The sequence below is a fragment of the Peribacillus sp. B2I2 genome, from assembly GCF_041261685.1.
Taxonomy (GTDB): domain Bacteria; phylum Bacillota; class Bacilli; order Bacillales; family DSM-1321; genus Peribacillus.
Window position 1 is genome coordinate 3,880,604 of the sequence record NZ_JBGCCB010000001.1, and the last position, 21,608, is coordinate 3,902,211.

Annotated in this window: 23 protein-coding genes; 5 read left to right on the forward strand and 18 right to left on the reverse strand. The window is 44.1% G+C overall.

Features of this window, described 5'->3' with window-relative positions; genetic code table 11:
- Positions 1 to 23 precede the first annotated feature (23 nt).
- The gene (locus ABIE66_RS19175; RefSeq protein WP_370015963.1) at positions 24 to 701 is read right to left on the reverse strand and encodes a DUF421 domain-containing protein; all 678 of its coding nucleotides are present in this window, start codon (positions 699 to 701) and stop codon (positions 24 to 26) included.
- A gap of 171 nt (positions 702 to 872) precedes the next feature.
- Here ABIE66_RS19175 and ABIE66_RS19180 point away from each other — a divergent pair, with 171 nt between their 5' ends.
- Positions 873 to 1,244, forward strand: a complete 372-nt coding sequence (locus ABIE66_RS19180; protein ID WP_370015964.1) for a TIGR04086 family membrane protein — start codon at positions 873 to 875, stop codon at positions 1,242 to 1,244.
- A 46-nt stretch (positions 1,245 to 1,290) separates the two neighbouring features.
- Here ABIE66_RS19180 and yajC read toward each other — a convergent pair whose 3' ends face one another.
- The 10 genes from yajC to safA form a co-directional block, all read right to left on the reverse strand.
- A complete protein-coding gene (yajC, locus tag ABIE66_RS19185) occupies positions 1,291 to 1,575 on the reverse strand; it encodes a preprotein translocase subunit YajC (protein ID WP_289315504.1) in 285 nt (94 codons plus the stop codon).
- A 42-nt stretch (positions 1,576 to 1,617) separates the two neighbouring features.
- Complete coding sequence (tgt, locus tag ABIE66_RS19190) at positions 1,618 to 2,757, reverse strand: tRNA guanosine(34) transglycosylase Tgt (RefSeq protein ID WP_289315503.1); 1,140 nt, start codon at positions 2,755 to 2,757, stop codon at positions 1,618 to 1,620.
- A 36-nt stretch (positions 2,758 to 2,793) separates the two neighbouring features.
- Positions 2,794 to 3,822 (reverse strand): tRNA preQ1(34) S-adenosylmethionine ribosyltransferase-isomerase QueA, encoded by a 1,029-nt coding sequence (queA, locus tag ABIE66_RS19195; RefSeq protein WP_289315502.1) that lies wholly within the window; start codon positions 3,820 to 3,822, stop codon positions 2,794 to 2,796.
- 38 nt (positions 3,823 to 3,860) lie between these two features.
- On the reverse strand, positions 3,861 to 4,067 hold the full coding sequence (locus tag ABIE66_RS19200) for a DUF2905 domain-containing protein (RefSeq protein WP_370015965.1): 207 nt from the start codon (positions 4,065 to 4,067) through the stop codon (positions 3,861 to 3,863).
- On the reverse strand, positions 4,064 to 5,062 hold the full coding sequence (ruvB, locus tag ABIE66_RS19205; protein ID WP_289315500.1) for a Holliday junction branch migration DNA helicase RuvB: 999 nt from the start codon (positions 5,060 to 5,062) through the stop codon (positions 4,064 to 4,066). Before ruvB ends, ABIE66_RS19200 begins: the two co-directional genes overlap by 4 nt.
- A gap of 11 nt (positions 5,063 to 5,073) precedes the next feature.
- A complete protein-coding gene (gene ruvA, locus ABIE66_RS19210) occupies positions 5,074 to 5,688 on the reverse strand; it encodes a Holliday junction branch migration protein RuvA (protein ID WP_289325897.1) in 615 nt (204 codons plus the stop codon).
- Between the two features lie 178 nt (positions 5,689 to 5,866).
- Complete coding sequence (locus tag ABIE66_RS19215) at positions 5,867 to 6,376, reverse strand: intercompartmental signaling factor BofC (RefSeq protein ID WP_289315498.1); 510 nt, start codon at positions 6,374 to 6,376, stop codon at positions 5,867 to 5,869.
- Positions 6,377 to 6,477: 101 nt separating this feature from the next.
- Positions 6,478 to 7,083 carry a YhcN/YlaJ family sporulation lipoprotein gene (locus ABIE66_RS19220; protein ID WP_370015966.1) on the reverse strand — a complete coding sequence of 202 codons (606 nt, stop codon included), beginning with the start codon at positions 7,081 to 7,083 and terminating at the stop codon, positions 6,478 to 6,480.
- Positions 7,084 to 7,185: 102 nt separating this feature from the next.
- Positions 7,186 to 7,944 (reverse strand): phosphotransferase, encoded by a 759-nt coding sequence (locus ABIE66_RS19225; protein ID WP_370015967.1) that lies wholly within the window; start codon positions 7,942 to 7,944, stop codon positions 7,186 to 7,188.
- 178 nt (positions 7,945 to 8,122) lie between these two features.
- A complete protein-coding gene (gene safA / locus ABIE66_RS19230) occupies positions 8,123 to 10,666 on the reverse strand; it encodes a SafA/ExsA family spore coat assembly protein (RefSeq protein ID WP_370015968.1) in 2,544 nt (847 codons plus the stop codon).
- 410 nt (positions 10,667 to 11,076) lie between these two features.
- Between safA and ypfJ the strand changes: the two genes are divergently transcribed.
- A complete protein-coding gene (gene ypfJ, locus ABIE66_RS19235; RefSeq protein WP_370015969.1) occupies positions 11,077 to 11,922 on the forward strand; it encodes a KPN_02809 family neutral zinc metallopeptidase in 846 nt (281 codons plus the stop codon).
- A 330-nt stretch (positions 11,923 to 12,252) separates the two neighbouring features.
- Here ypfJ and nadA read toward each other — a convergent pair whose 3' ends face one another.
- Genes nadA through nadB form a run of 3 tightly spaced genes read right to left on the reverse strand, consistent with a single transcriptional unit; the run spans position 12,253 to position 15,771 of the window.
- Positions 12,253 to 13,359 carry a quinolinate synthase NadA gene (nadA, locus tag ABIE66_RS19240; protein WP_370015970.1) on the reverse strand — a complete coding sequence of 369 codons (1,107 nt, stop codon included), beginning with the start codon at positions 13,357 to 13,359 and terminating at the stop codon, positions 12,253 to 12,255.
- Entirely contained in the window at positions 13,356 to 14,207 is an 852-nt protein-coding gene (nadC, locus tag ABIE66_RS19245; RefSeq protein ID WP_370015971.1) for a carboxylating nicotinate-nucleotide diphosphorylase, read from the reverse strand. Before nadC ends, nadA begins: the two co-directional genes overlap by 4 nt.
- Positions 14,188 to 15,771: an L-aspartate oxidase gene (gene nadB / locus ABIE66_RS19250; protein WP_370015972.1), complete on the reverse strand. Its 1,584-nt coding sequence runs from the start codon at positions 15,769 to 15,771 to the stop codon at positions 14,188 to 14,190. Before nadB ends, nadC begins: the two co-directional genes overlap by 20 nt.
- A 103-nt stretch (positions 15,772 to 15,874) precedes the next feature.
- Here nadB and ABIE66_RS19255 point away from each other — a divergent pair, with 103 nt between their 5' ends.
- The 3 genes from ABIE66_RS19255 to ABIE66_RS19265 are packed head-to-tail and all read left to right on the forward strand — an operon-like array spanning position 15,875 to position 17,580.
- Positions 15,875 to 16,999 (forward strand): IscS subfamily cysteine desulfurase, encoded by a 1,125-nt coding sequence (locus ABIE66_RS19255; RefSeq protein ID WP_370015973.1) that lies wholly within the window; start codon positions 15,875 to 15,877, stop codon positions 16,997 to 16,999.
- Positions 17,000 to 17,039: 40 nt separating this feature from the next.
- Positions 17,040 to 17,135: a hypothetical protein gene (locus ABIE66_RS19260; protein ID WP_370017086.1), complete on the forward strand. Its 96-nt coding sequence runs from the start codon at positions 17,040 to 17,042 to the stop codon at positions 17,133 to 17,135.
- Positions 17,104 to 17,580 (forward strand): transcription repressor NadR, encoded by a 477-nt coding sequence (locus tag ABIE66_RS19265; RefSeq protein WP_370015974.1) that lies wholly within the window; start codon positions 17,104 to 17,106, stop codon positions 17,578 to 17,580. The genes ABIE66_RS19260 and ABIE66_RS19265 overlap by 32 nt, the downstream gene beginning before the upstream one ends.
- Positions 17,581 to 17,650: 70 nt before the next feature.
- On the opposite strand, the gene ABIE66_RS19270 is transcribed toward ABIE66_RS19265, so the two are convergent.
- The 4 genes from ABIE66_RS19270 to obgE all read right to left on the reverse strand — a co-directional run bounded on the left by ABIE66_RS19270 (position 17,651) and on the right by obgE (position 21,602).
- Positions 17,651 to 18,346: a DUF6944 family repetitive protein gene (locus ABIE66_RS19270; protein ID WP_370015975.1), complete on the reverse strand. Its 696-nt coding sequence runs from the start codon at positions 18,344 to 18,346 to the stop codon at positions 17,651 to 17,653.
- 468 nt (positions 18,347 to 18,814) lie between these two features.
- Entirely contained in the window at positions 18,815 to 19,690 is an 876-nt protein-coding gene (pheA, locus tag ABIE66_RS19275; protein ID WP_289315488.1) for a prephenate dehydratase, read from the reverse strand.
- A 132-nt stretch (positions 19,691 to 19,822) separates the two neighbouring features.
- On the reverse strand, positions 19,823 to 20,272 hold the full coding sequence (locus ABIE66_RS19280) for an ACT domain-containing protein (RefSeq protein WP_034308837.1): 450 nt from the start codon (positions 20,270 to 20,272) through the stop codon (positions 19,823 to 19,825).
- A gap of 40 nt (positions 20,273 to 20,312) precedes the next feature.
- The gene (obgE, locus tag ABIE66_RS19285) at positions 20,313 to 21,602 is read right to left on the reverse strand and encodes a GTPase ObgE (RefSeq protein WP_289325910.1); all 1,290 of its coding nucleotides are present in this window, start codon (positions 21,600 to 21,602) and stop codon (positions 20,313 to 20,315) included.
- Positions 21,603 to 21,608 lie beyond the last annotated feature (6 nt).

The following is a 21,608-nucleotide window of genomic DNA, read 5'->3' on the forward strand; positions in this document are numbered from 1 at the left end:
ACCGAAGCATTCAAAGGCTTCGGTCATTTCTTCATTTCATTTTTATCAATGTAAAATTGGCCATCTATGTACCCGCAAATCGAAATCTCTTTAATATTCGTTTCTCCCAATTTTTTCAACTGATGCCGGAGCCAAAAATGGTTTTTCCCAATTTTATCAAGATTTTCTTCCTGTATCTCTCCGTCGACAATTAGCGGAAATGGTACTTCACTTTCCGACCTTTCTTCGTTGCATTTTTTAATCACTGAGAGCCTTCCTGATGTTTCAAGGATGGCAAATTGAACTTCGTTTATATCAATAATTCCTTGTTCACGAAGCTGGGTCAATAAGTCATCAAAATTATATCGTTGTCTGCGCATCGCTTTTTCATCTATTTTCCCCTGATTAATGATAATCTGCGGCTTACCGTCCATGAAATAGCGAAGTTTGACACTTTTCAATGAGGCAAATGCCAATGTAATTTGGAGGATCGCGAGGACAAACATTGGGATAGTCTGTCGAATAAACGGTTTTTCCAAATCTTCAAAGGATAGCACAGCAATGTCCCCTATCATGATGGATACCACTAAATCAAGAACGCTCAGTTCCCCAACTTCCCGCTTACCCATAATTCGAAATAGGAACCAGATGACTAGATAGATTACCGTTGTCCTAAAAATAATAGCCATGATATCCACTTCAATACCACTTCCTTCATCCATAGCATGGCTTGGGAATTGAAAAATTACTCCATAATCTTTTCTAATTTTACTTGGAAGCTACTTAAAGCTGGTCTAAAGGTTCCATGCGGGGAATATGCTTGTACAAACACATAAACAGGCTAAAACGTAACAGCCTTTTAAAAAGGAGGAATACCCATCGAAACTAAAAAAATGAGTGTCGCCGTAATTTATGGCGTAGGCTCCATCTTTGCAATAGCGATGATTGCAAGTTTAATCGTTTCCATCCTTCTTCGTTTCACTTCACTGACGGAATCATCCCTGACATACGTGATCATGATCGTGTCCTTTTTATCACTGTTCATTGGTGGATTCATCTCAGGAGGGAAAGGGAAAAAGCAAGGACTATTCTTAGGCGGTAGTACTGGGCTGCTTTATCTGTTGGTCGTGTTCCTTTTTCAATATTTAGGTAACGATGCGCTCTTCACCATCAAGCAATGGATATACTATGGCTGTTTTGTCATTACGGCCATGATGGGTGGCGTGCTTGGGGTCAACATGAGTTCCGAATCACGTACCAATTAAAAAAACACAGCAAAAAACCGGGCACATGGCCCGGTTTTCGTTTGTCTTATAAAGTTGCTTCTTTATTTGGTGCGCTTTCCTTAATTTCACGGATTGCAGCACGGTCGAAAGTTAGTTTTGTACCGTCTGGTGATTTAATGACGATTTGCAATTCATCGATCGCATCGATTGTTCCGTGCATGCCGCCGATAGTAGCAACTTTATCACCTTTTTTCAAACTGCTCTGCATGTTTTGCGTAGCCTTTTGGCGTTTTTGCTGCGGACGGATCAATAAGAAATAGAACAATACGAACATTAAGATCAACGGAAGTATTTGTGTTAAATTACCCATTTGTATAATTCACTCCTTTCGTTCATTAAAATATTTATGGAATTAGAAGTTTCTCGCATTAGGTTCATTGAAACCATATTGCTCAAAAAACTCTTCCCTAAAGTCTCCAAGACGATCTTCTCGAATAGCTTGTCTGACCTGTTCCATCAAGTTTAACAGAAAATGAAGGTTATGATAAGTCGTAAGACGAATCCCAAAGGTTTCTTCACATTTAATCAAATGGCGGATATATGCCCGGCTATAATTCTTGCAAACATGGCAATCGCAATTTTCATCGATTGGACCAAAATCACGTGCATATTTCGCATTTTTCACAACCAGCCGCCCATTGCTCGTCATCAGCGTACCATTACGCGCAATTCGCGTCGGCAGTACACAGTCAAACATATCGACTCCGCGGAGTGCACCATCGATCAATGAATCCGGCGAACCGACTCCCATCAGGTAACGCGGTTTGTCAGTTGGCAGCAGCGGACTTGTAAACTCAAGAACGCGGTTCATGATATCCTTCGGTTCCCCTACGGATAATCCTCCAATAGCATAACCCGGGAAGTCAAGGGAGACAAGGTCTTTTGCACTTTGTTTGCGAAGATTTTCAAACTCCCCGCCTTGAACGATCCCGAACAGCCCTTGATCATTTGGACGCTCATGGGCATTCAAACAGCGTTCTGCCCAGCGTGATGTCCGTTCAACCGACTTCTTCATATACTCTTCAGTCGCCGGAAATGGCGGACATTCATCGAATGCCATCATAATATCGGAGCCAAGTGCATTTTGTATTTCCATCGCTTTTTCCGGAGATAAAAATAATTTATCGCCATTCAGATGGTTTCTGAAATGTACGCCCTCTTCTTCAATTTTACGGAACTCGCTCAAACTGAAGACTTGAAAGCCGCCAGAGTCCGTCAAGATCGCCCGATCCCAGTTCATGAACTTATGCAATCCGCCAGCTTCCTTGATGATTTCATGCCCCGGACGCAGCCATAAGTGGTACGTATTGCTCAGGATGATGCCTGCCCCCATTTGTTTCAAATCTTCCGGGGACATCGTTTTGACAGTAGCCATCGTTCCAACCGGCATGAATGCCGGCGTGTCAAAAGAACCATGCGGCGTATGAACCCGGCCTAGCCGTGCCCCTGTCTGTTTACATGTTTTGATTAACTCATATCGTATTGCAGTCAACGCAATAACTCCCTTCAAGAGCTTCTCACTCTTATATTACTTAATTAACATTGCATCTCCAAAACTAAAGAACCTGTATTTTTCTTCCACGGCCGTTTCATAGGCATGAAGGACATGCTCCCTGCCTGCAAGTGCAGAAATAAGCATGATTAAAGTCGATTTCGGTAAATGGAAGTTCGTTATCATCGCATCAATCCCTTTGAACTCATATCCAGGATAGATGAAGATGCTCGTCCAGCCATTCTCTTCCTTGAACACCCCATCATTACGGGACGCAATCGTTTCCAATGTCCTTGTGGACGTTGTGCCGACCGTGATGATTTTCCCGCCTTTTTCTTTCACATCATTCAGTAACCTGGCTGTGCCTTCCGTCATTTGATAAAACTCTGAATGCATTTCGTGGCTGTCAATATCGTCGACACTGACTGGACGGAACGTACCAAGCCCTACATGAAGCGTGATGAAAGCGATGTGGACACCCATCCCTTTAAGTTTCTCGAGCAAATCCTCCGTAAAATGCAGGCCTGCGGTTGGTGCCGCTGCAGATCCCCGTTCACGTGCATATACCGTTTGATAACGGTCCTGATCGTCGAGTTGTTCCTTGATATATGGAGGTAATGGCATTTCGCCAAGCTTCTCTAGTATTTCATAAAATATGCCTTCATATTTAAATTCAAGGATTCGGCCTCCATGCTCAAGTACACCTGTACAGACGGCACTCAGCTTACCATCGCCAAAAATGATTGTCGAGCCTTCTCTAATCCGTTTGGCTGGCTTCACAAGCGTTTCCCATACATCATCATGCTCTTGCTTAAGCAGCAATACCTCGATTTTTGCACCTGTTTCTTCCTTACTTCCGTACAGTCGGGCAGGCAGCACCTTCGTATCATTCAAAACCAAGCAATCTCCCGGCTTGATATATTCCGTGATATGGCTGAATACATCATGCTGGAGCTTACCGGTTCCTTTGTCCAACACCATCAATCTACTTGCTTCCCTATCCTCCAAAGGAACTTGGGCAATCAATTCCTCCGGTAAATGAAAATCAAACATATCCAATTTCATCTGTTCCACTTCCTAACCTGTCTTTCAAGCTGTAATATTTATTTAAAACGGCCAATCAAATAAAAAATGGCGGACAACACAACACTGACGATGATTGATGTGACGATAGGAAAGTAAAACGTCGTATTCCCCTTTTTCAGCAAAATATCTCCCGGCAGCTTGCCGAGATGAATGTATTTCATCGCAAAACCAATCACGAATATAATCACACCAAGCACCATAACCATTTTTGGTATATTCATCATTCGGGCATCTCCATGCCGAAATGCTCATAAACCAGCTGTGTTGCCATCCGGCCTCTAGGGGTACGCTGAAGAAAACCGACTTGTAACAGATATGGTTCATACACATCTTCGATCGTATGTGCCTCTTCGCCAATCGTTGCAGCAATCGTTTCCAGACCCACGGGTCCACCACGGAATTTTTCAATGATCCCTTTAAGTAATTTATGGTCAATATGATCGAGTCCTAAACGGTCGACCTGCATTAATTCAAGCGCATAATCGGCAAGCTCGGCCGTTATCGTACCATCACCGCGTACCTGGGCGAAATCCCTGACCCTCCGTAATAGCCGATTAGCAATTCTCGGGGTGCCCCTTGACCTTCTAGCAAGTTCGCTAGCTGCTTGATCATCCATTTCCGTATCCATGATTCTTGATGTACGGATGATGATATCAGTCAAATGGTTTTCCGTATAATATTCAAGACGGCTCAAAACGCCAAAACGGTCCCTGAGCGGTGCAGACAGTGAGCCTGCACGTGTCGTGGCCCCCACGAGGGTGAACGGCGGCAAGTCGATTCTGATCGAACGGGCTTCCGGTCCCTTACCGACTACAATATCCAGACAGAAGTCTTCCATAGCCGGATATAGCACTTCTTCGACAACACGAGGAAGACGGTGAATCTCATCAATGAATAATACATCACCAGGTTCAAGTGCACTCAAAATGGCCGCCAGATCCCCCGGCCGCTCAATGGCGGGACCGGAAGTCGTGCGGATATTGACACCCATTTCATTGGCGATGATGACGGCAAGCGTCGTCTTTCCAAGACCGGGTGGTCCATATAATAGTACATGATCGAGCGTTTCTTCACGCATCCTTGCCGCTTCAATGTATACACTCAAATTCGCTTTAACTTTATCCTGTCCAATATATTGCTTTAAGTTTTGGGGCCGCAGGCTTTGTTCAAAGGATAGTTCGTTCAAATCGGCTTCCTGATTGAATATTCTCTCCTCCATTGCGCCACTCCTTATCTTAACATCATTTGCAATGCTTTCTTAATATATTGCTCGGTCGTCATATCTTCCGTCTGCAATTTCTTAGCAACCTTTTGGATTTCCTTTTCAGAATAACCAAGAGCCTTCAAGGCAAGAATGGCTTCATCCAATTCCTCCGAATAACCATTTGGACTGAGTGCAGCCGTGACGCCTTCGTTAAACAAGCTTGGAAAAGCATCCGGAATAATGTTCTCAAGTTTTCCTTTTAGATCGAGAATCATTTGCCGTGCCGTTTTCTTACCGACTCCCGGGAATTTCACCAAGAACGACTCATCTTCATTTTCGATTGCCTGCACCACCTGATCAACCTGTCCTGATGCTAATATGGCTAGTGCACCCTTCGGCCCGATTCCGGTTACATTCAATAGTTTTGTGAATAATGCCTTTTCTTGACGAGTCTGGAAACCGTAAAATGCAGCCATATCCTCACGCACATAATGATACAAAAAAACTTGGATCTCTTTCTGGTATTGAGCGGAAAAAATAAAAGGATTCGGTGTCATCACTTGATATCCGATCCCCCCATTTTCCACAACTATGTATTCAGGTCCAATATAATCGACCTTGCCTTTTATATAATCATACAAATTAATTCTCTCCCTGATTTTGCTGTACCTCTCATTTTATCATAAAAAGGGAGCGTTGTTCATTAAAAGTTATTTAGTAATCGGCAAAGACTTTTCCGATGGACGATATCACGTTTCATTGCATTTGACGTTTATGGTATTCTGTTGAAAAACAAAAGAGGATGGGTGTCATCCCATCCTAATTTACCGAATATGGCTCATATTCTTTAATGAGCTGTTTATATTGGTCTTTATTCATGATCGGTATCCCTTTTTGCAGTTCCTCCTGCTTGTATACTTCAAGTTTACCAACGTCTATTTGGTAGAAAGTATGAATGATTTTGGCGTGCTCCGGCCTTCCTATAAAAATGGATAACGTACCATCTTCCCTCATCCCAAGGTATCCATTCGCTTTTAAAAGCGGAGATATGTCATTTTCTATTTTCTTAAGGACAATCTGCTCTTCATTTTGATCGACTACTTTCCATCCTTGATATTTTGACCAAAAGTCTTCCATCGACCAAATTTTTTCTGTCAATTTCTCCTCACTTAACTCGCCATCCAGATACATACGCTGAAGGATGACCTTCCTTTCAATTGGTTCATTTTCCTTTTGAACTGGTTCTTCAGCAAAAACGGTTAAGCAAAATGGCAATATGAATAGGATCATGAAAAATTGGATTCTTAGTTGATTAGTCAATTTACTCACCTCTTAAGGCGTTTACTTTTTAAATAGTTTGACCCCAAATAAGGATTATTAACCAGAAAAAAATCAAAAAGAGCTGACTCCTGATCGGGTCAGCTCACGAATTACTTTAAGTGGTCTTCGTGAATGTTAAGGTTATCGAACATGTCATTGGCATCCTGAATGACCATTTCCCTCGTATCGCCATCACGAAGATTGTTATCAAGTGTCATCGTCCTGAAATAGACACCTTCATCGGTGGTGACATGTATGGTCCGGCCATTAGAAAGGGGGCCGATTTCCTTCTTGATCCTTTCTTTGACACCTTTTGCTTGACTGTAGTCGTCAAGCAGCAAGGCAACCAGCATTTCGTCTTTCATGATGATTGTCCTGGCATCGGCGACCGACCCCACTTCATTGGCGACCCCATTAACTTTGTCAGCTAAAGTGCCTTCATAAGAATTATAATAAGATGATCGTGCCCTAAGCGGTTTACTTTCATGGCCATGGTAATTACGGTCACGTTCACTGTATGCATCATCTTTATCGTATAGACCTTGGGCCATATTCCGATAATTGATGTTTCGTACCAATACATCTTTTTCAGTTGAATGGTACCCTGTATCATTCGTGATATTTTCGTTCTCCGCTGTATCATTATTAGCACATCCAACCAAACTGACGGCGGCTAATACCGTGTAAAGCGGCAGTGCCCATTTTATTTTCTGCACCAATAACCCTCCCATTGCGATAGAATGAGCTATATTCCGCTCATAATTAGCATGGGTGTCGAACGGGAAATGTACTCTGTAAGTTACGGCCAAAAGCCCGTTTTATTTCCTATTTAGGGAAGAAATCTTTTTCTCCAATTTTTCATTCATCTGCATCCGCTCCGAAAAACCTTCCACAGTCATTTTCCAGACCGAATGAAGCTGGGAAGAACTTTTATTAAGGCGATTCCATTCACGGAAAATATCCGTTGGATAAGTTAAAGCATATAAAAAGGCCAGGTCTGACTGATACCTTTGCAATTGCGGCACTTCCCACAGCGTAGTGGCTGCATCTTCCAAATGATGCGAAATTCGATTCGCATACTGTAAATAATCAATGCACCTTGGAGCACTTGCCATTAGGTCAAAATCGATTAAGGTCAATGTTCCGTCTGCTCTCCTCAAGAAATTATGGTGGGCACAATCACCATGGATGATGACTTTCTTTTCTTCATTCCATAAAGATTGATTTTTTTCAAAACCCTCTAGTGCCCACTCACCCCATCTAATCCATTCTTTGATTGTATCTTCGGAAACATATTGGCGAACATAAGAAAAGTTCTTTTTAAATAGTGATAAACGCTCTTTCCATTTTTTTAATTGATTGAAAACAGGTGCGTTAATGGAGAGGTGTTCCGACACATCATGGAAGCTTTCCAGTAACTGAATCCCCTCCAACCGGTCTTTATGATTGGAAAATCGAAATTTTTTCTTATTCGGCTGAAAATAGTCCATGCTGCCATACCATTTCCCTTTAAATTGAAAGGGCATTAAATTCTGATGAATATAATAAGTTTGATGGAATCCCTTTTGTTTTAACAAAGTAGTCAATTCTCTTTGCCGATCCCATTTTTCAAAACTGTCGAATCCTTTAAGGATTATTGGGTGGCCCTTATCAAAAGTTATTAAATAGACACTACTTTGAAGATGTTGGACATTCTTTGGCTTACGATTTAAATAAGAGAGGAGACGAGTGTTAAAAACACTGTCTCCTTGATAATTAGTAGTCATCGCTTTCATCTACATATGTCGGTATCTCAAATGTTTCAGGCGCACGAACGCCCCCGAATTGGCCTGGCTGGCCTCCCATTTGTCCAGGTAACATAGCTTCCGGGTGACCGCCAAACTGTCCCGGCATCATGCTCCGCTGACTTCCGTTTTGACTGCCCATCATGCCTGGTAGACCTCCTATTTGACTCTCCTTTATGTCTGGAGGACCTCCATTTTGGCCGCCCATCATCATGCCTGGAGGGCCTCCATTTTGGCCGCCCATCATCATGCCTGGAGGACCTCCGTTTTGACCGCCCATCATGTCCGGTTGACCTCCATTTTGGCCGCCATTCATCATCCCCGGTTGACCTCCATTTTGACCGCCCATCATCATGCCTGGAGGACCTCCGTTTTGGCCGTCCATCATCATGCCTGGAGGACCTCCGTTTTGACCGCCCATCATCATGCCTGGAGGACCTCCGTTTTGACCGCCCATCATGTCCGGTTGACCTCCATTTTGGCCGCCATTCATCATACCTGGAGGGCCTCCATTTTGACCGCCCATCATCATGCCTGGAGGACCTCCGTTTTGGCCGCCCATCATCATGCCTGGAGGACCTCCGTTTTGACCGCCCATCATCATGCCTGGAGGACCTCCGTTTTGACCGCCCATCATCATGCCTGGAGGACCTCCGTTTTGGCCGCCCATCATCATGCCTGGAGGACCTCCGTTTTGGCCGCCCATCATGCCCGGCTGGCCTCCGTTTTGATCGCCCATCATCATGCCTGGAGGACCTCCGTTTTGACCGCCCATCATCATACCTGGAGGGCCTCCGTTTTGACCGCCCATCATCATACCTGGAGGGCCTCCGTTTTGACCGCCCATCATCATGCCCGGCTGGCCTCCATTTTGACCGCCCATCATCATACCTGGAGGGCCTCCGTTTTGACCGCCCATCATCATACCTGGAGGGCCTCCGTTTTGACCGCCCATCATCATGCCCGGCTGGCCTCCATTTTGACCGCCCATCATCATGCCTGGAGGACCTCCGTTTTGGCCGCCCATCATCATGCCTGGAGGACCTCCGTTTTGACCGCCCATCATGTCCGGTTGACCTCCATTTTGACCGCCCATCATCATGCCTGGAGGACCTCCGTTTTGGCCGCCCATCATCATGCCCGGCTGGCCTCCGTTTTGACCGTCCATCATCATGAACCCTTCATATGGTTGCGCTTGAGGCGATTCTACTGACTCTGTATCATATTGATATTGCCCTTGATGTTGTTGCTGTGATTGTACGGATTGATATTGGTGATAATCTGGATGATGTTTTGGATTGGAATCCATTTTTTTGTTTGCTTGAAACTGCCCCTTCACTTCCGGCCCGTAGGTTCCAAGTAGCCCCTTATTACAACCGCAATCTTCTTCATCGGCAGTCTGGGCATACTGCTGAGGGTAGTTATTGTGATTGTTTGAAGATGGCGATTCTGCTGGTGACTCATAATCTTGTTGCATATATGAACCTGCTACTTGAGCCTGTTGATTCATTCCCCCATAAAAATGGTGCGGAACGGGTGCTGAGGCTTGATATGGATAATGTTGCTGGCTTGGTGGATTCATACTTGCCCCTTGAACGAATCCTTGACCCATCATTTGCATGTCAGGAGACTCATCCCAAATATCAGAGCTTTCTTCCATCATGTGATAACCTTGTGTTTCCTGAGCCGCCTGATACCCTTGAGCGTCTTGATATGGGGCTTGCATCCCTTGCATGTGCATATGCGCCCATGGTGGCGGCTGAATACAATAACCGCTTCCAGGCATGATTGGCGTTACTGGAATACAATCATCCACTGGCTCTTCCTGAACTGGCTGAACAGCTGGCTTTTTCTTCTTCTTTTTAGTGACTGCCGGCTCTTCCTTTTTCTTTGGTAAAGGTGGCGGTGCAGGCGGCTTTTGCACACTCATATTGGTCATGTTGACCATATAATAATTATTGATATCAACTTCCGGAATCACCGGCATGGGTACCGGTACTTCTTTTGGAACGATCATTTCCTTTTCTTTTATTGGCTTTGGCTGAACGATTTGCTGTTCTTTCTTAACTGGCTGTTGAAATTTCGGCTGCTCTTTCACTGGCTGCTGAAATTTTGGCTGCTCTTTCACTGGCTGCTGAAATTTCGGCTGCTCTTTCACTGGCTGCTGAAATTTCGGCTGCTCTTTTACTGGCTGCTGAAATTTCGGCTGCTCTTTGACCGGCTGTTCTTTGACCGGCTGTTTTTGCATGATTGGCTGCTCTTTCATAAGTGCAGGCTGAACCTGATACGGTTGAACTTGGGATTCTTTCATTCCCGGTTGAATATTCACGTTTGGTGTAGCCGTTTCTTTTATTACAGCTCCGGATGTCCCTGGTATTTTAATTTTCATTCCGGGCATCATCATGTCCGGGTTACTCAATTGCGCGTTAACTTTTTTAAGTTCTTCAAAACTGACGCCGTATTTTTTGGCGAGTTTCCAAAGTGTATCGCCTTTTTGGACTATATGAATTTTCACGCTGTTAACCCCTCCTGTGCATATGTCCATATATTCTATGATGCAGTGGGTGAATTGCTATTATTTTTATCATGAAAACTTATGCTTGAAAAAGGGATTTTATGATTGGATCAATGATTTATGGACATGAAAGGTGTTATTTTGGAGAGGAAATATTCGATATGACATCTCAGAACCACCACTTTGGACCCCATTCGGGTTTATTGATCGAGTAAGAATATATAATTAAAAATGAACCATTGCATACTTCTCAAGAAAAGGAGACAGTGGTTTTTTAGGTTAGGAAGCCATGATGAATGAAACGCTTCTTTCAAGCTCCTGTCTAAACTCATGGAAATCCGGGTATAAGAAAGTAAATGACCTAAGGCTTTGTCTTCAGGCACTTATCTTACATTCTGGGAGGAATAATAATGAAATGGAAAGGAAGGCAAGGCAGCTCGAATGTCGAGGACAAAAGAGGCATGAGCGGCAAGGGTATGGCTGGGATCGGTGGAGGGGTTGGATTGGTAATCATCTTGATCGTGACGCTCCTTGGCGGTAATCCCAGCGAATTGCTAGGCAGCTTGAACTCCACTGATTCGGAAAACGGCAGTAATTATGTGGAAACCGATGAAGAGAAGGAACTTGCGCAGTTCGTATCTGTCGTCCTTGCAGATACAGAGCAGGTCTGGACAGATGAATTCCGTAAAAATGGCTTGGAGTATAAGGAACCGAAACTTGTCCTATACTCAGGAAGTGTTGAATCGGCATGCGGGTTGGCAGGTTCATCCGTTGGGCCATTTTATTGTCCAGGTGACATGAAACTATATATAGATCTCAGCTTTTATCAAGAGTTGAAGCAAGAATTCCAGGCACCCGGGGATTTCGCCATGGCCTATGTCATTGCCCACGAAGTCGGACATCACGTTCAGACACTTTTAGGGACAACGGAAAAGGCAATGCCCGATCGTTCAAAGGTCAGCGAGACCGAATATAATAAGTATTCTGTCCGCCTAGAATTACAGGCCGATTATTTGGCTGGAGTTTGGGCACATCATGTCCAGGGAGAGAATTTGCTTGAAGAAGGCGATCTTGAGGAGGCCATGAATGCAGCAAGTGGTGTGGGAGATGACCGTATCCAAAAAAAGGCACAAGGGTACGTGGTTCCAGACAGCTTTACGCATGGTACCTCCGAACAGAGGAAACGGTGGTTCAATAAAGGATTTAAATCCGGTGATATGAATGAAGGCAATACTTTTAAAGCGAGTAATCTTTAAAAGTTCACACATGTTTCGATTACATAAGAAATAGGGGGTCTTGGCCCCCTTTCAGACTGTAGACAAATTCGAAGAAAAGCGAGTTTGCTTGCAGCTTTTTTTTTATAAATGGCAGTTACTTTCAAAATCCAGTGAGTTTTCAGTTATATAAAACAGTAAAAATACATGAGGATAACTAGGGTCTTGTTTTAAAATCATGGCAATAACTCCCTTGATAAAATCGTGAAAGGGATTGGGGATGAGACCATTCCATTCCCCATTAGATCGACAAACTCAATGTGGCTCCTGCCCCCTCTTTTTTCTTGGGTCCATAACATTAATAAGACTAACTCAAACGCGTTCCAGCATTCTGTTTAAAGCTAGGATGGCATTATCCGCAATGCTCTTCTCCACTTTTATCGGATTAATGATTATACCTTCTTCAATTGATTCAAGCGCCCAAAGCAGATGTGGCAGGTCAATCCGGTTCATCGTAAGACATGGACACATATTAGGATTTAACGAGATGATGTTCTTGTCAGGATTATTGTCGATAAGTCGTTTGACAAGGTTCATTTCCGTGCCGATTGCCCAAGAACTACCTGGTTCAGCCTTTTCGATCATATTTATGATGTACGATGTCGAACCCGCATAATCTGACTCGGCGACTACCTCACGGCGACATTCGGGATGGACGATGATATTCATTTCGGGCTGCTCCGTCCGAAGCGTTTCAATATTGGCCGTAGTGAAATTTTCATGCACCGAACAATGACCTTTCCAAAGAAGTACCTTCAGATCTTCGAGTTCCCCTTCATAAATCAATTCGTCTTTATGAGGATCCCAGACAGCCATTTCATTCAAAGGAATGCCAAGGTCAAAGGCTGTATTCCTCCCAAGATGCTGATCGGGAAGAAAAAGGATCCGTTCTTTTTGCGAGAGGGCCCACGAGACCATCCCTTGTGCATTTGAAGAAGTCACCGTCGCTCCGCCATTTTTTCCTACAAATGCTTTGATGGCCGCAGTCGAATTAACATAAGTTAGCGGAAGGATCGTATCGCCAAATAAATCCTGAAGCTTTGTCCAGGCCCGTTCCGTTTGTTCAATATCCGCCATATCTGCCATGGAACAGCCTGCACGCATGTCAGGAAGGATAACGGTCTGCCTTTCCTCTGTCAAAATATCTGCTGTTTCAGCCATGAAATGCACACCACAAAACACGATATAATCCGCTTCGCGATTTTGCGCGGAAAGTTGGGCCAATTGAAGTGAATCTCCCGTTACATCCGAAAATTGAATGACTTCCTCCCGTTGATAATGATGACCTGGGATATAAAGACGGTTCCCCAACCGTTTCTTAATGTCATGGACCCGATTCTCCATATCTTCCTTTTTCATCGTTTTATACTTTTCAGGCAATACATTTCCTGCTGTGCTAGCCATCTCCAATATGTTCATTTCATTATCCCCTCACGTTCTTTGACCTTTGCGCTAATATCAAGTGCCTTGACACTGTGTGTCAGGCTGCCCAGCGATATATAATCAACCCCTGTTTCCCGATATGAAGCTAGATTGCCTAAATGGATTCCTCCGGAAGCTTCAGTTGTGATGTGGGCAGGAACCAATTTGACCATTTGCTTAATTTCTTCGGGGCTCCGGTTATCGAACATGATGATATCGGCACCGGCTTCCACTGCTTCAAGCACCTGTTCGATTGTTTCCGTTTCCACTTCCACTTTAGTGGTATGTCCCAGCTTGGATTTTACCGTTTGAACCGCTTTCGTTATGGACCCAGCGAAAGAAATATGGTTGTCCTTTATCATCACGGCATCATACAGACCATATCGATGATTGAATGCACCGCCGGAACGGACCGCATATTTTTCAAGCATCCGCAGGCCCGGAGTGGTTTTCCTCGTATCACAAGCTCTCGTCTTCGTACCCGCTAAAATCATGGTAGCTTTATGAGCCTGTGTCGCAATGCCGGACATACGCTGCACTAAATTCAAAACCACCCGTTCCCCTTTTAAAAGAGAGGCCATATCGCCGGTCATTTTTGCAAGCTGCTGTCCTTCTGCAAAAAATTCGCCATCTTGAACAAAAAGGTAAACCTCGATTTGTTCATCCAACAATGCAAAACCCGTCTTGATGACGTCACCTCCACTAAAGACCCCGCCTTCTTTTGCGATGAATGTCAATGTCCCTTGTTCTCCTTGATCAAAAATCGTATCACTCGTTACATCACATTCACCTATATCTTCCATTAAAAATTGTTGCAGCATCTGCTTAAGCTTCAATATATTCATATAGTCGTCTCCCTTTCACTCGATTTTTCACATCCGTGCGAGCAAGGATAACCGAATTTTCAAGCCATTGGGAGTCATCTTCGCTTGGATAGTCACTGCGGAAATGACCGCCCCTGCTTTCCGTTCTGGTCAATGCAGATTCGGCAATCAGCCACGCCACGATTATGGCATTGATTTTCGTTATTTCTTTTATCGATAATGCAGTTACTTCCATTTGCAGCAATTCTTCGATATTAAATGTCTCTAGATAATCCTTCAGTCGCGTTAAACCCGCTTCATTTCGAACGATTCCCGCTTCACTCATTAATTTTTCCTGCATTGTCGTGAAATCAGGTAAAAAGGAAAATTGACAGGAACTTTTGGACAGCTCTTTTTCTTCCGGTATCGACCTTGCTGGCATGTTAGCAAGCAGCTGACCAAGCGTATTGCCAAAAACCAGCCCCTCGAGAAGGGAGTTGCTTGCCAACCGGTTCGCCCCATGTACACCTGTGCATGCCACTTCTCCAACTGCATACAAAGAGGGTACAGAGGTTTGCCCCCATTCATCCACTTCAATCCCCCCCATTAGAAAATGGTTTCCAGGTGCTACAGGAATTTTCCCGAATTGAAGGTCAAGCCCACTTTTTTCACATAATGAGCTAACAGTCGGAAAACGGTTTTTAAAATCCTTAATCATCGAAATATCCAAAAATACCTTTTCACCGCGCTGTAAATAAGAAAAAATCGTCTGTGCCACAATATGCCTTGGAGCTAAATCTTTCATGCTATGGACATCATCCATGATCGGCGTTCCCGTTTCAGTCACTAATCTTGCACCATCCCCGCGGACAGCTTCTGAAACCAGCCCTTCCGCTTTACCATTTATAAAAAGCAGTGTAGGGTGAAACTGGATGAATTCCATGTCACGAACTTTTGCCCCAGCCTTGAATGCAAGTGCGATTCCATCCCCTGAAACCGTTTGTGAATTTGAAGTGAAATGGTATAGGGAACCACAGCCGCCTGTTGCCAAAACCGTTTGTTCTGCATGATAGGTTACTAGCTCCCCTGTCTTATCAAGAGTTTTGATGCCTATGCAAGAATCATCTTCCCCGATGATCAACTCAACTGCAGCCACATTCTCGATCACAGTGATCGATGAGTTTTTCAAGCACCCTATTAGATGTTCCATGATATACTTTCCGGTAGCATCCCCGTGACTATGAAGGATTCTTCTTTCACTGTGGGCGCCCTCCATGCCAAGCATGAGAGTGCCGTCATGATCATGGTCAAATTGCATACCGGATCTAATAAGTTCAGCTATGATCGAAGGGGCCTCTTCAACGAGTTTTTCCACTACCTTCACCTTGTTATAACGCTGTCCAGCCGTCAGCGTATCTTCTTTATGAAAGGATACTGTGTCACGATCAGATATTGCAGCAGCAATCCCGCCTTGAGCCAAATAGGAATTACTATCACGGATATCTGATTTTGTGATGAGTATCACATGCTTATGTTCACTTGCTTCCAATGCCGTTTTCAAGGCAGCAATCCCGCTGCCTATCACGATGATTTCCGCTTTTACCATTATTTCATTCCTCCTGTTTATGACAGGTGTCTTGACAACTATATTTACATATTATTAAACTATTATCAAGAGTTTTTTAAGATTAAAGGATGGAAGTGATTTCTTGATTTATTTGGATTATGCAGCTACAACGCCGATTGATGATGAGGCACTCGAAGTATTCAGCCAAGCATCCCGGAAGTTTTTCGGGAATGCGAGCAGTTTGCATGATATTGGTTCTGAAGCGGCACGTTTATTGGATATGTCACGGCAGCAACTCGCAGATATGCTGAACATAAAAAAGGAAGGAATCATCTTTACGAGCGGCGGATCAGAAAGCAATATGCTTGCCATAGATACATTTATCGCTTCAAAACCATCCTGGCAGAACCACTTGATCGTTAGTCGAACTGAACATGCATCCATTGCCAATTTTGTCGCAAAGCTTGAACAAGAAGGCTTCGATGTTACATATTTACGGCATTTGGAAGATGGCAGCGTTGATATTGAACATCTGGAGGAATGTCTGACGGAGAAAACTTGCTTGGTCATTGTCCAACATGTGAATTCAGAAATTGGGGTCATTCAACCCATTGAGCAAATAAGTAAAGCCGTTCGAAAACACCAGGCTTTTTTACAAGTGGATTGTGTCCAATCATTTGCTAAATTGCCGCTAGGGAAGATATCTGCCTTATGTGATGGATTATCAGTTTCCAGCCATAAAGTTTATGGTCCAAAAGGGACTGGAGCCGTCTTTTTCCCGGCCATCCATCAGTTGAAGGCTCCGGTACCGAATATTACTCATGAGTATGGTTTCCGCCCAGGGACAGTGGACGTCCCCGGTATAGCTTCCTTCGTAACCGCTGCCAAGAAATTAGGGGATATCATGGAAGATGAACGGAAACGGATTTGCATGCTTAGGATGCAATTGATCGAGCAGCTCACGGTAAGGAAAGTCGATTTCCAAATCATCGAAGCGAAAAACCAATTGCCTCACATTCTGGCGCTGACCTTTGCTGGATTGCAAGGACAGTACATCATGCTCGAATTAAACCAGAAAGGATTCGCTGTATCGACTGGAAGCGCCTGTCAAATCGGTAAACAGGATCCTTCAAAAACCATGATGGCCATCGGGAAAAGCGAAGATGAAGCCCATCAATTCGTCCGCTTTTCCTTTGGGAAAAATACGACGGCCGATGACATTCACAAGTTGGCAGACTGCATCGAAGGAATAGCTGGCATTCGATAAAACCCTCCATTCTGTGGTAGAATGTTTTGTAAATAAAGAGGTGAATGATTATGGAAAGAAAGAAATTACTCGGGGAAGAAAGACGGACGAAACTCTTACATATATTGCAAACGAGCGCGCAGCCAGTAACAGGTAGCGAGCTTTCGCAATTAACGAATGTAAGCCGGCAGGTTATCGTTGGTGACATAACTCTCCTGAAAGCGCGGAATGAACCTATCATTGCCACGAGCCAAGGCTATATGTACTTACAATCGGGGAGCACTCAAAAGCCGGAAAGGATCATTGCTTGCCAGCATGATCCTTCCCGGACCCAAGAAGAGCTATATTTACTCGTGGATATCGGCATCACGGTGAAAGATGTCAAAATCGAGCACCCCGTATACGGTGACCTTACTGCTTCCATCATGGTCAGCAGCCGTAAGGAAGTCCAGCAATTTCTCTCTAGGGTGACGGAAACGAACGCATCTTTTTTATCGGAACTAACGAGTGGCATTCATCTCCATACACTGAGCGCTTCATCCGAAGAACTGCTTGACGAAGCAGAGGGTGCATTGAGGGAAGCCGGCATTTTGGTCGATTGAATAAACGAAAAATCCTCAAAAGCCAGATCTTTTGAGGGTTTTTTTTATTGGCTCCAAAGTGCATGTATGATCATATGCTCCCTCCACCATTGGAATTGTTTTCATTGGTGCTGCCATCCTCGGAGTTTTCTTCATTGTTACTTCTCAATTGCCCTATAAGACTAATGATGGAACCGACCGCCTGTATCCAGCCTCCCATCACTTGTATTAATTCAGCATCCGAAGGCTTCTCTTCCAAATATGGATATTGATAGTTTTTCATGTTCTGCTCTTTGTCTGCATCTTTATCTTGTTCTTTTTGGTCTTTATCCTGACAGCTATCTTTAAGTTCAGCAATTCCACCTATCGCTTGCATCGAATTCCCAATCGCCTGCAACAAATTTCCCGTAACATTGAAGGCCTGCTCCGGTTCATCCGGATTTTCGAATGCCCCCGCCACAGCGGTACCCCCGCCTAACGCTTGAATCAGATTACCTTTAATGATCAATTCCTGCTTCGTTATTTCATCGAAATCAATGACTAATCCTAAGATAACCGTCGAATTCCCGATCGCCTGTATTACATTACCGAATTTATTCAGTGACCAGGTTTCTTCTGCGTCCGCCAATATGGCATTCCCTGTTGCTTGAAGTTCATTTCCAATCAAATCCAACTTTTCACGAAATTCTTCGCCCAAGACATTGGATGGCGTACCCGCAACAGCTGAAATGACAGTTCCTATCGCTTGAGTCCAAGAACCGAAAGTTTCTTTGAATTGACTATCCATCTCTGCTGACCACCACCCTCTCTCTGAATCGATATTTTTCTTAGGGTACATCCACTGAATTAGTCATCAAGGTATGTATTCATATGCCTATTTCCACAGGGAGCCTGCCGGGATTTACCTATTGTATAAGCGTTCATCATGAACGGTGTTTATTTACTTCTCATCCTCAAAATCCAAAAAATTAAATTCATTCCTTCATTGTTCCTTTCTTGCCTATTTCCATATTTTCATAAAATGACAGCCAACCAATTTAGGAACTTGTACAGAAGGGAAATACAAACCTTAACGTAAACCTTCACAAAAAAATGCCCCGGAAATACTTCCGGGACACCCTTCTTATTCATTATTTCCCTTTTACATTGTTAAAAAAAGCTGAGGTTGTACCATTCATCACTTGGGGAAACGACAACTTTATGAACCCAAGGAAAATTTCCACCTCTGCTTTAAGCGTTCTTTATTCCTGGGAAATCATCGTTGTGGCACACCATTTTGGACTTTAAAGCATGTATAGCTTCCCATGATCGAAACCGTACACCCAAGGGCCTCGAGCTCAGAGATCGCTCCTGGAATGAGAACATCGTCAAGGCCCATTTCAATGTCGATGATGAAAAAGTAATTGCCCAATCCTGTTTTCATGGGTCTTGATTCTATCTTGGAAAGATTTAGCTTCCTCCAGGAAAAAGCGGAAAGGACTTGGTGCAGCTGACCTGAATGATCGGCAGGCAGCTGAATCATCAGGGTCGTTTTCTTGTTCCCTTCAACGGTCAAATGCCCTTCATAGTCGACTTCACTGTTGGATACGACAATAAACTTGGTGTGATTATGTTCGTAATCATGAATATTTTGTTTTACGATCGTCAAACCATACTCCGCTGCAGCCATATCATTTGCAATCGCTGCAATATTGATATCGGGATTCTCCATCACCATCTTCGCAGCGGCTGCTGTGGATGTGACATACTCATACGGAATACCCCTAAGTTCATTATGTAGGAATTTACGGCATTGAGCGATGGCATGGGAATGCGAATAAACCATGTCCGGTTTGAAACCAGGATATGCATGATCCGGATGCACCATATAATGCTGTTGGATAGGAATCGTCACTTCCCCTTTTATCGGTAATGGGACTTCATGGACTAAGTAATCCATCGTTATATTTACCGATCCCTCCAAAGCATTCTCGATCGGTACGAGCGTGTGATTCACTTCCCCGTCCCGGACAGCATCAAGGCAGTCTGGAATCGTGTTCATGGGTATTTTAATATCATTAGGAAATAGTCGCGAAACAGCTAAATCCGTGAACGTTGCTTTTGGTCCAAGAAATGCAATTTTTGATGTCATGTTATAAACTCCTTTTCACGGAAAATCTAATGTTTATGTTATGCCATTTTCTGATTTTTTACAATACTTAATCGTTAAATCTTCCTCTTACAAATAAAAACAGCCTGTACATTTAAAATGTACAGGCCGTTTTCATGCGCCGTTACCAATAATTTCGACTTTTTCGACGAACTCCATTTTACGCAGTTTAGTAAGCAGTTCATTAATATCCATTGTCATCCCACCCGTGTTAAGGGATAAGGTAACATTGGCACGTCCCTGCAAGGGAATCGTTTGGTGGATAGTCATGATGTTGCAACCGGATGAGGCGACGAGCCGTAAGAGCTCCGATAGAGTACCAGAACGATCTTCGAGATAGAAGAACAGTGTAATCAGCTTTTCCTTAACAACTGTATGAAACGGAAAAACCGTGTCACGGTATTTGTAAAAAGCACTCCTGCTTAGGTCCACCCGCTGTACCGCTTCCCAAACTGATTCTGCTTTTCCCCGTTCAATCATTTCTTTTGCATCCAGCGTTTTTTTCATCGCTTCGGGAAGGACATCCTCTCGAACGAGGAAAAATTTCTGATCGGACTTATTCAAACTCCGCACGCCTCCTTTTGCCTGCCATCATGGTCTCCAATCAATCAACAAATTCAAATTCATATTCAAGGATACGGACGATATCGCCATTTGTCGCACCTCTTTGGCGAAGGCCTTCGTCGACTCCGAATGAACGAAGCTGTCTAGCGAAACGACGTATGGACTCTTCACGGGTGAAGTCAGTCATTTTGAATAAACGCTCGATCTTGAATCCTGATACAGCAAAGCTGCCATCGGATTCGCGTTCAATATTAAATTCATCAGACTGTGATGTATGTTTATAAAGAACCCGGTGGATTCCAGTATTCTCTTCTTCATGGTCAAGAGGGAACTCAGGCGTTTCTTCGATTTTATCAGCAATTGCATAAAGAAGCTCACGGATCCCTTCACGCGTTACGGCAGAAATCGGGAAGACAGGATAATCTTCTTCCAGCTTTTCTTTGAATGCCGCTAAATTATCTGCTGAGTCCGGCATATCCATTTTACTTGCCACAATGATTTGCGGACGTTCAGTCAAGCGCAGGTTATACTCTTCCAACTCTTTATTGATTGTTTGGTAGTCTTCATATGGATCCCTGCCTTCAAGACCAGACATATCGATTACATGAACGATTACCCTCGTTCTTTCAATATGACGCAGGAATTGATGTCCAAGGCCCACTCCTTCTGAAGCACCTTCAATCAGACCCGGTAAATCGGCCATGACGAAGCTGCGGTGATCTTCCGTTTCCACCATTCCGAGGTTAGGGACGATCGTTGTGAAATGATATTCGGCAATTTTAGGTCTTGCTGCGGATACGACGGAAAGCAAAGTGGATTTCCCTACACTTGGGAAACCAACCAAACCGACATCAGCCAACAGTTTCAATTCCATGATTATATCGCGTTCTTGGCCCGGTTCGCCGTTCTCCGCGATTTCAGGTGCAGGATTAGCTGGTGTAGCAAAACGGGAATTCCCCCGGCCTCCGCGACCGCCCTTAGCGATAATGGCGCGCTGCCCGTGCTCAACTAAATCAGCGATGACTTCCTTCGTCTTTTCATCAATGACAACCGTGCCTGGTGGAACCTTGATGACCATATCCTTTGCGGCCGCACCATGCATGTTTTTGGACATGCCATGTTCTCCGCGAGGTGCCTTAAAGTGACGTTGATAACGGAAATCCATTAACGTACGCAAGCCCTCTTCCACTTCAAATACGACATTGGCTCCATTGCCGCCATCTCCGCCGGCAGGTCCGCCTTTTGGTATGAATTTCTCACGACGATAAGCAACTATCCCGTTACCACCGTCTCCGCCTTTTATATAGACTTTCGTTTGATCGACAAACATGCTATC

Coding starts and splice junctions, on each gene's coding strand:
- ABIE66_RS19175 (WP_370015963.1), bottom strand. CDS start 701: ATGGATGAAGGAAGTGGTATTGAAGTGGATATCATGGCTATTATTTTT.
- ABIE66_RS19180 (WP_370015964.1), top strand. CDS start 873: ATGAGTGTCGCCGTAATTTATGGCGTAGGCTCCATCTTTGCAATAGCG.
- yajC (WP_289315504.1), bottom strand. CDS start 1,575: ATGGGTAATTTAACACAAATACTTCCGTTGATCTTAATGTTCGTATTG.
- queA (WP_289315502.1), bottom strand. CDS start 3,822: ATGAAATTGGATATGTTTGATTTTCATTTACCGGAGGAATTGATTGCC.
- ABIE66_RS19200 (WP_370015965.1), bottom strand. CDS start 4,067: ATGATGAATATACCAAAAATGGTTATGGTGCTTGGTGTGATTATATTC.
- ruvB (WP_289315500.1), bottom strand. CDS start 5,062: ATGGAGGAGAGAATATTCAATCAGGAAGCCGATTTGAACGAACTATCC.
- ypfJ (WP_370015969.1), top strand. CDS start 11,077: ATGAAATGGAAAGGAAGGCAAGGCAGCTCGAATGTCGAGGACAAAAGA.
- nadA (WP_370015970.1), bottom strand. CDS start 13,359: ATGAACATATTGGAGATGGCTAGCACAGCAGGAAATGTATTGCCTGAA.
- nadC (WP_370015971.1), bottom strand. CDS start 14,207: ATGAATATATTGAAGCTTAAGCAGATGCTGCAACAATTTTTAATGGAA.
- nadB (WP_370015972.1), bottom strand. CDS start 15,771: ATGGTAAAAGCGGAAATCATCGTGATAGGCAGCGGGATTGCTGCCTTG.
- ABIE66_RS19270 (WP_370015975.1), bottom strand. CDS start 18,346: ATGGATAGTCAATTCAAAGAAACTTTCGGTTCTTGGACTCAAGCGATA.
- pheA (WP_289315488.1), bottom strand. CDS start 19,690: ATGACATCAAAAATTGCATTTCTTGGACCAAAAGCAACGTTCACGGAT.
- obgE (WP_289325910.1), bottom strand. CDS start 21,602: ATGTTTGTCGATCAAACGAAAGTCTATATAAAAGGCGGAGACGGTGGT.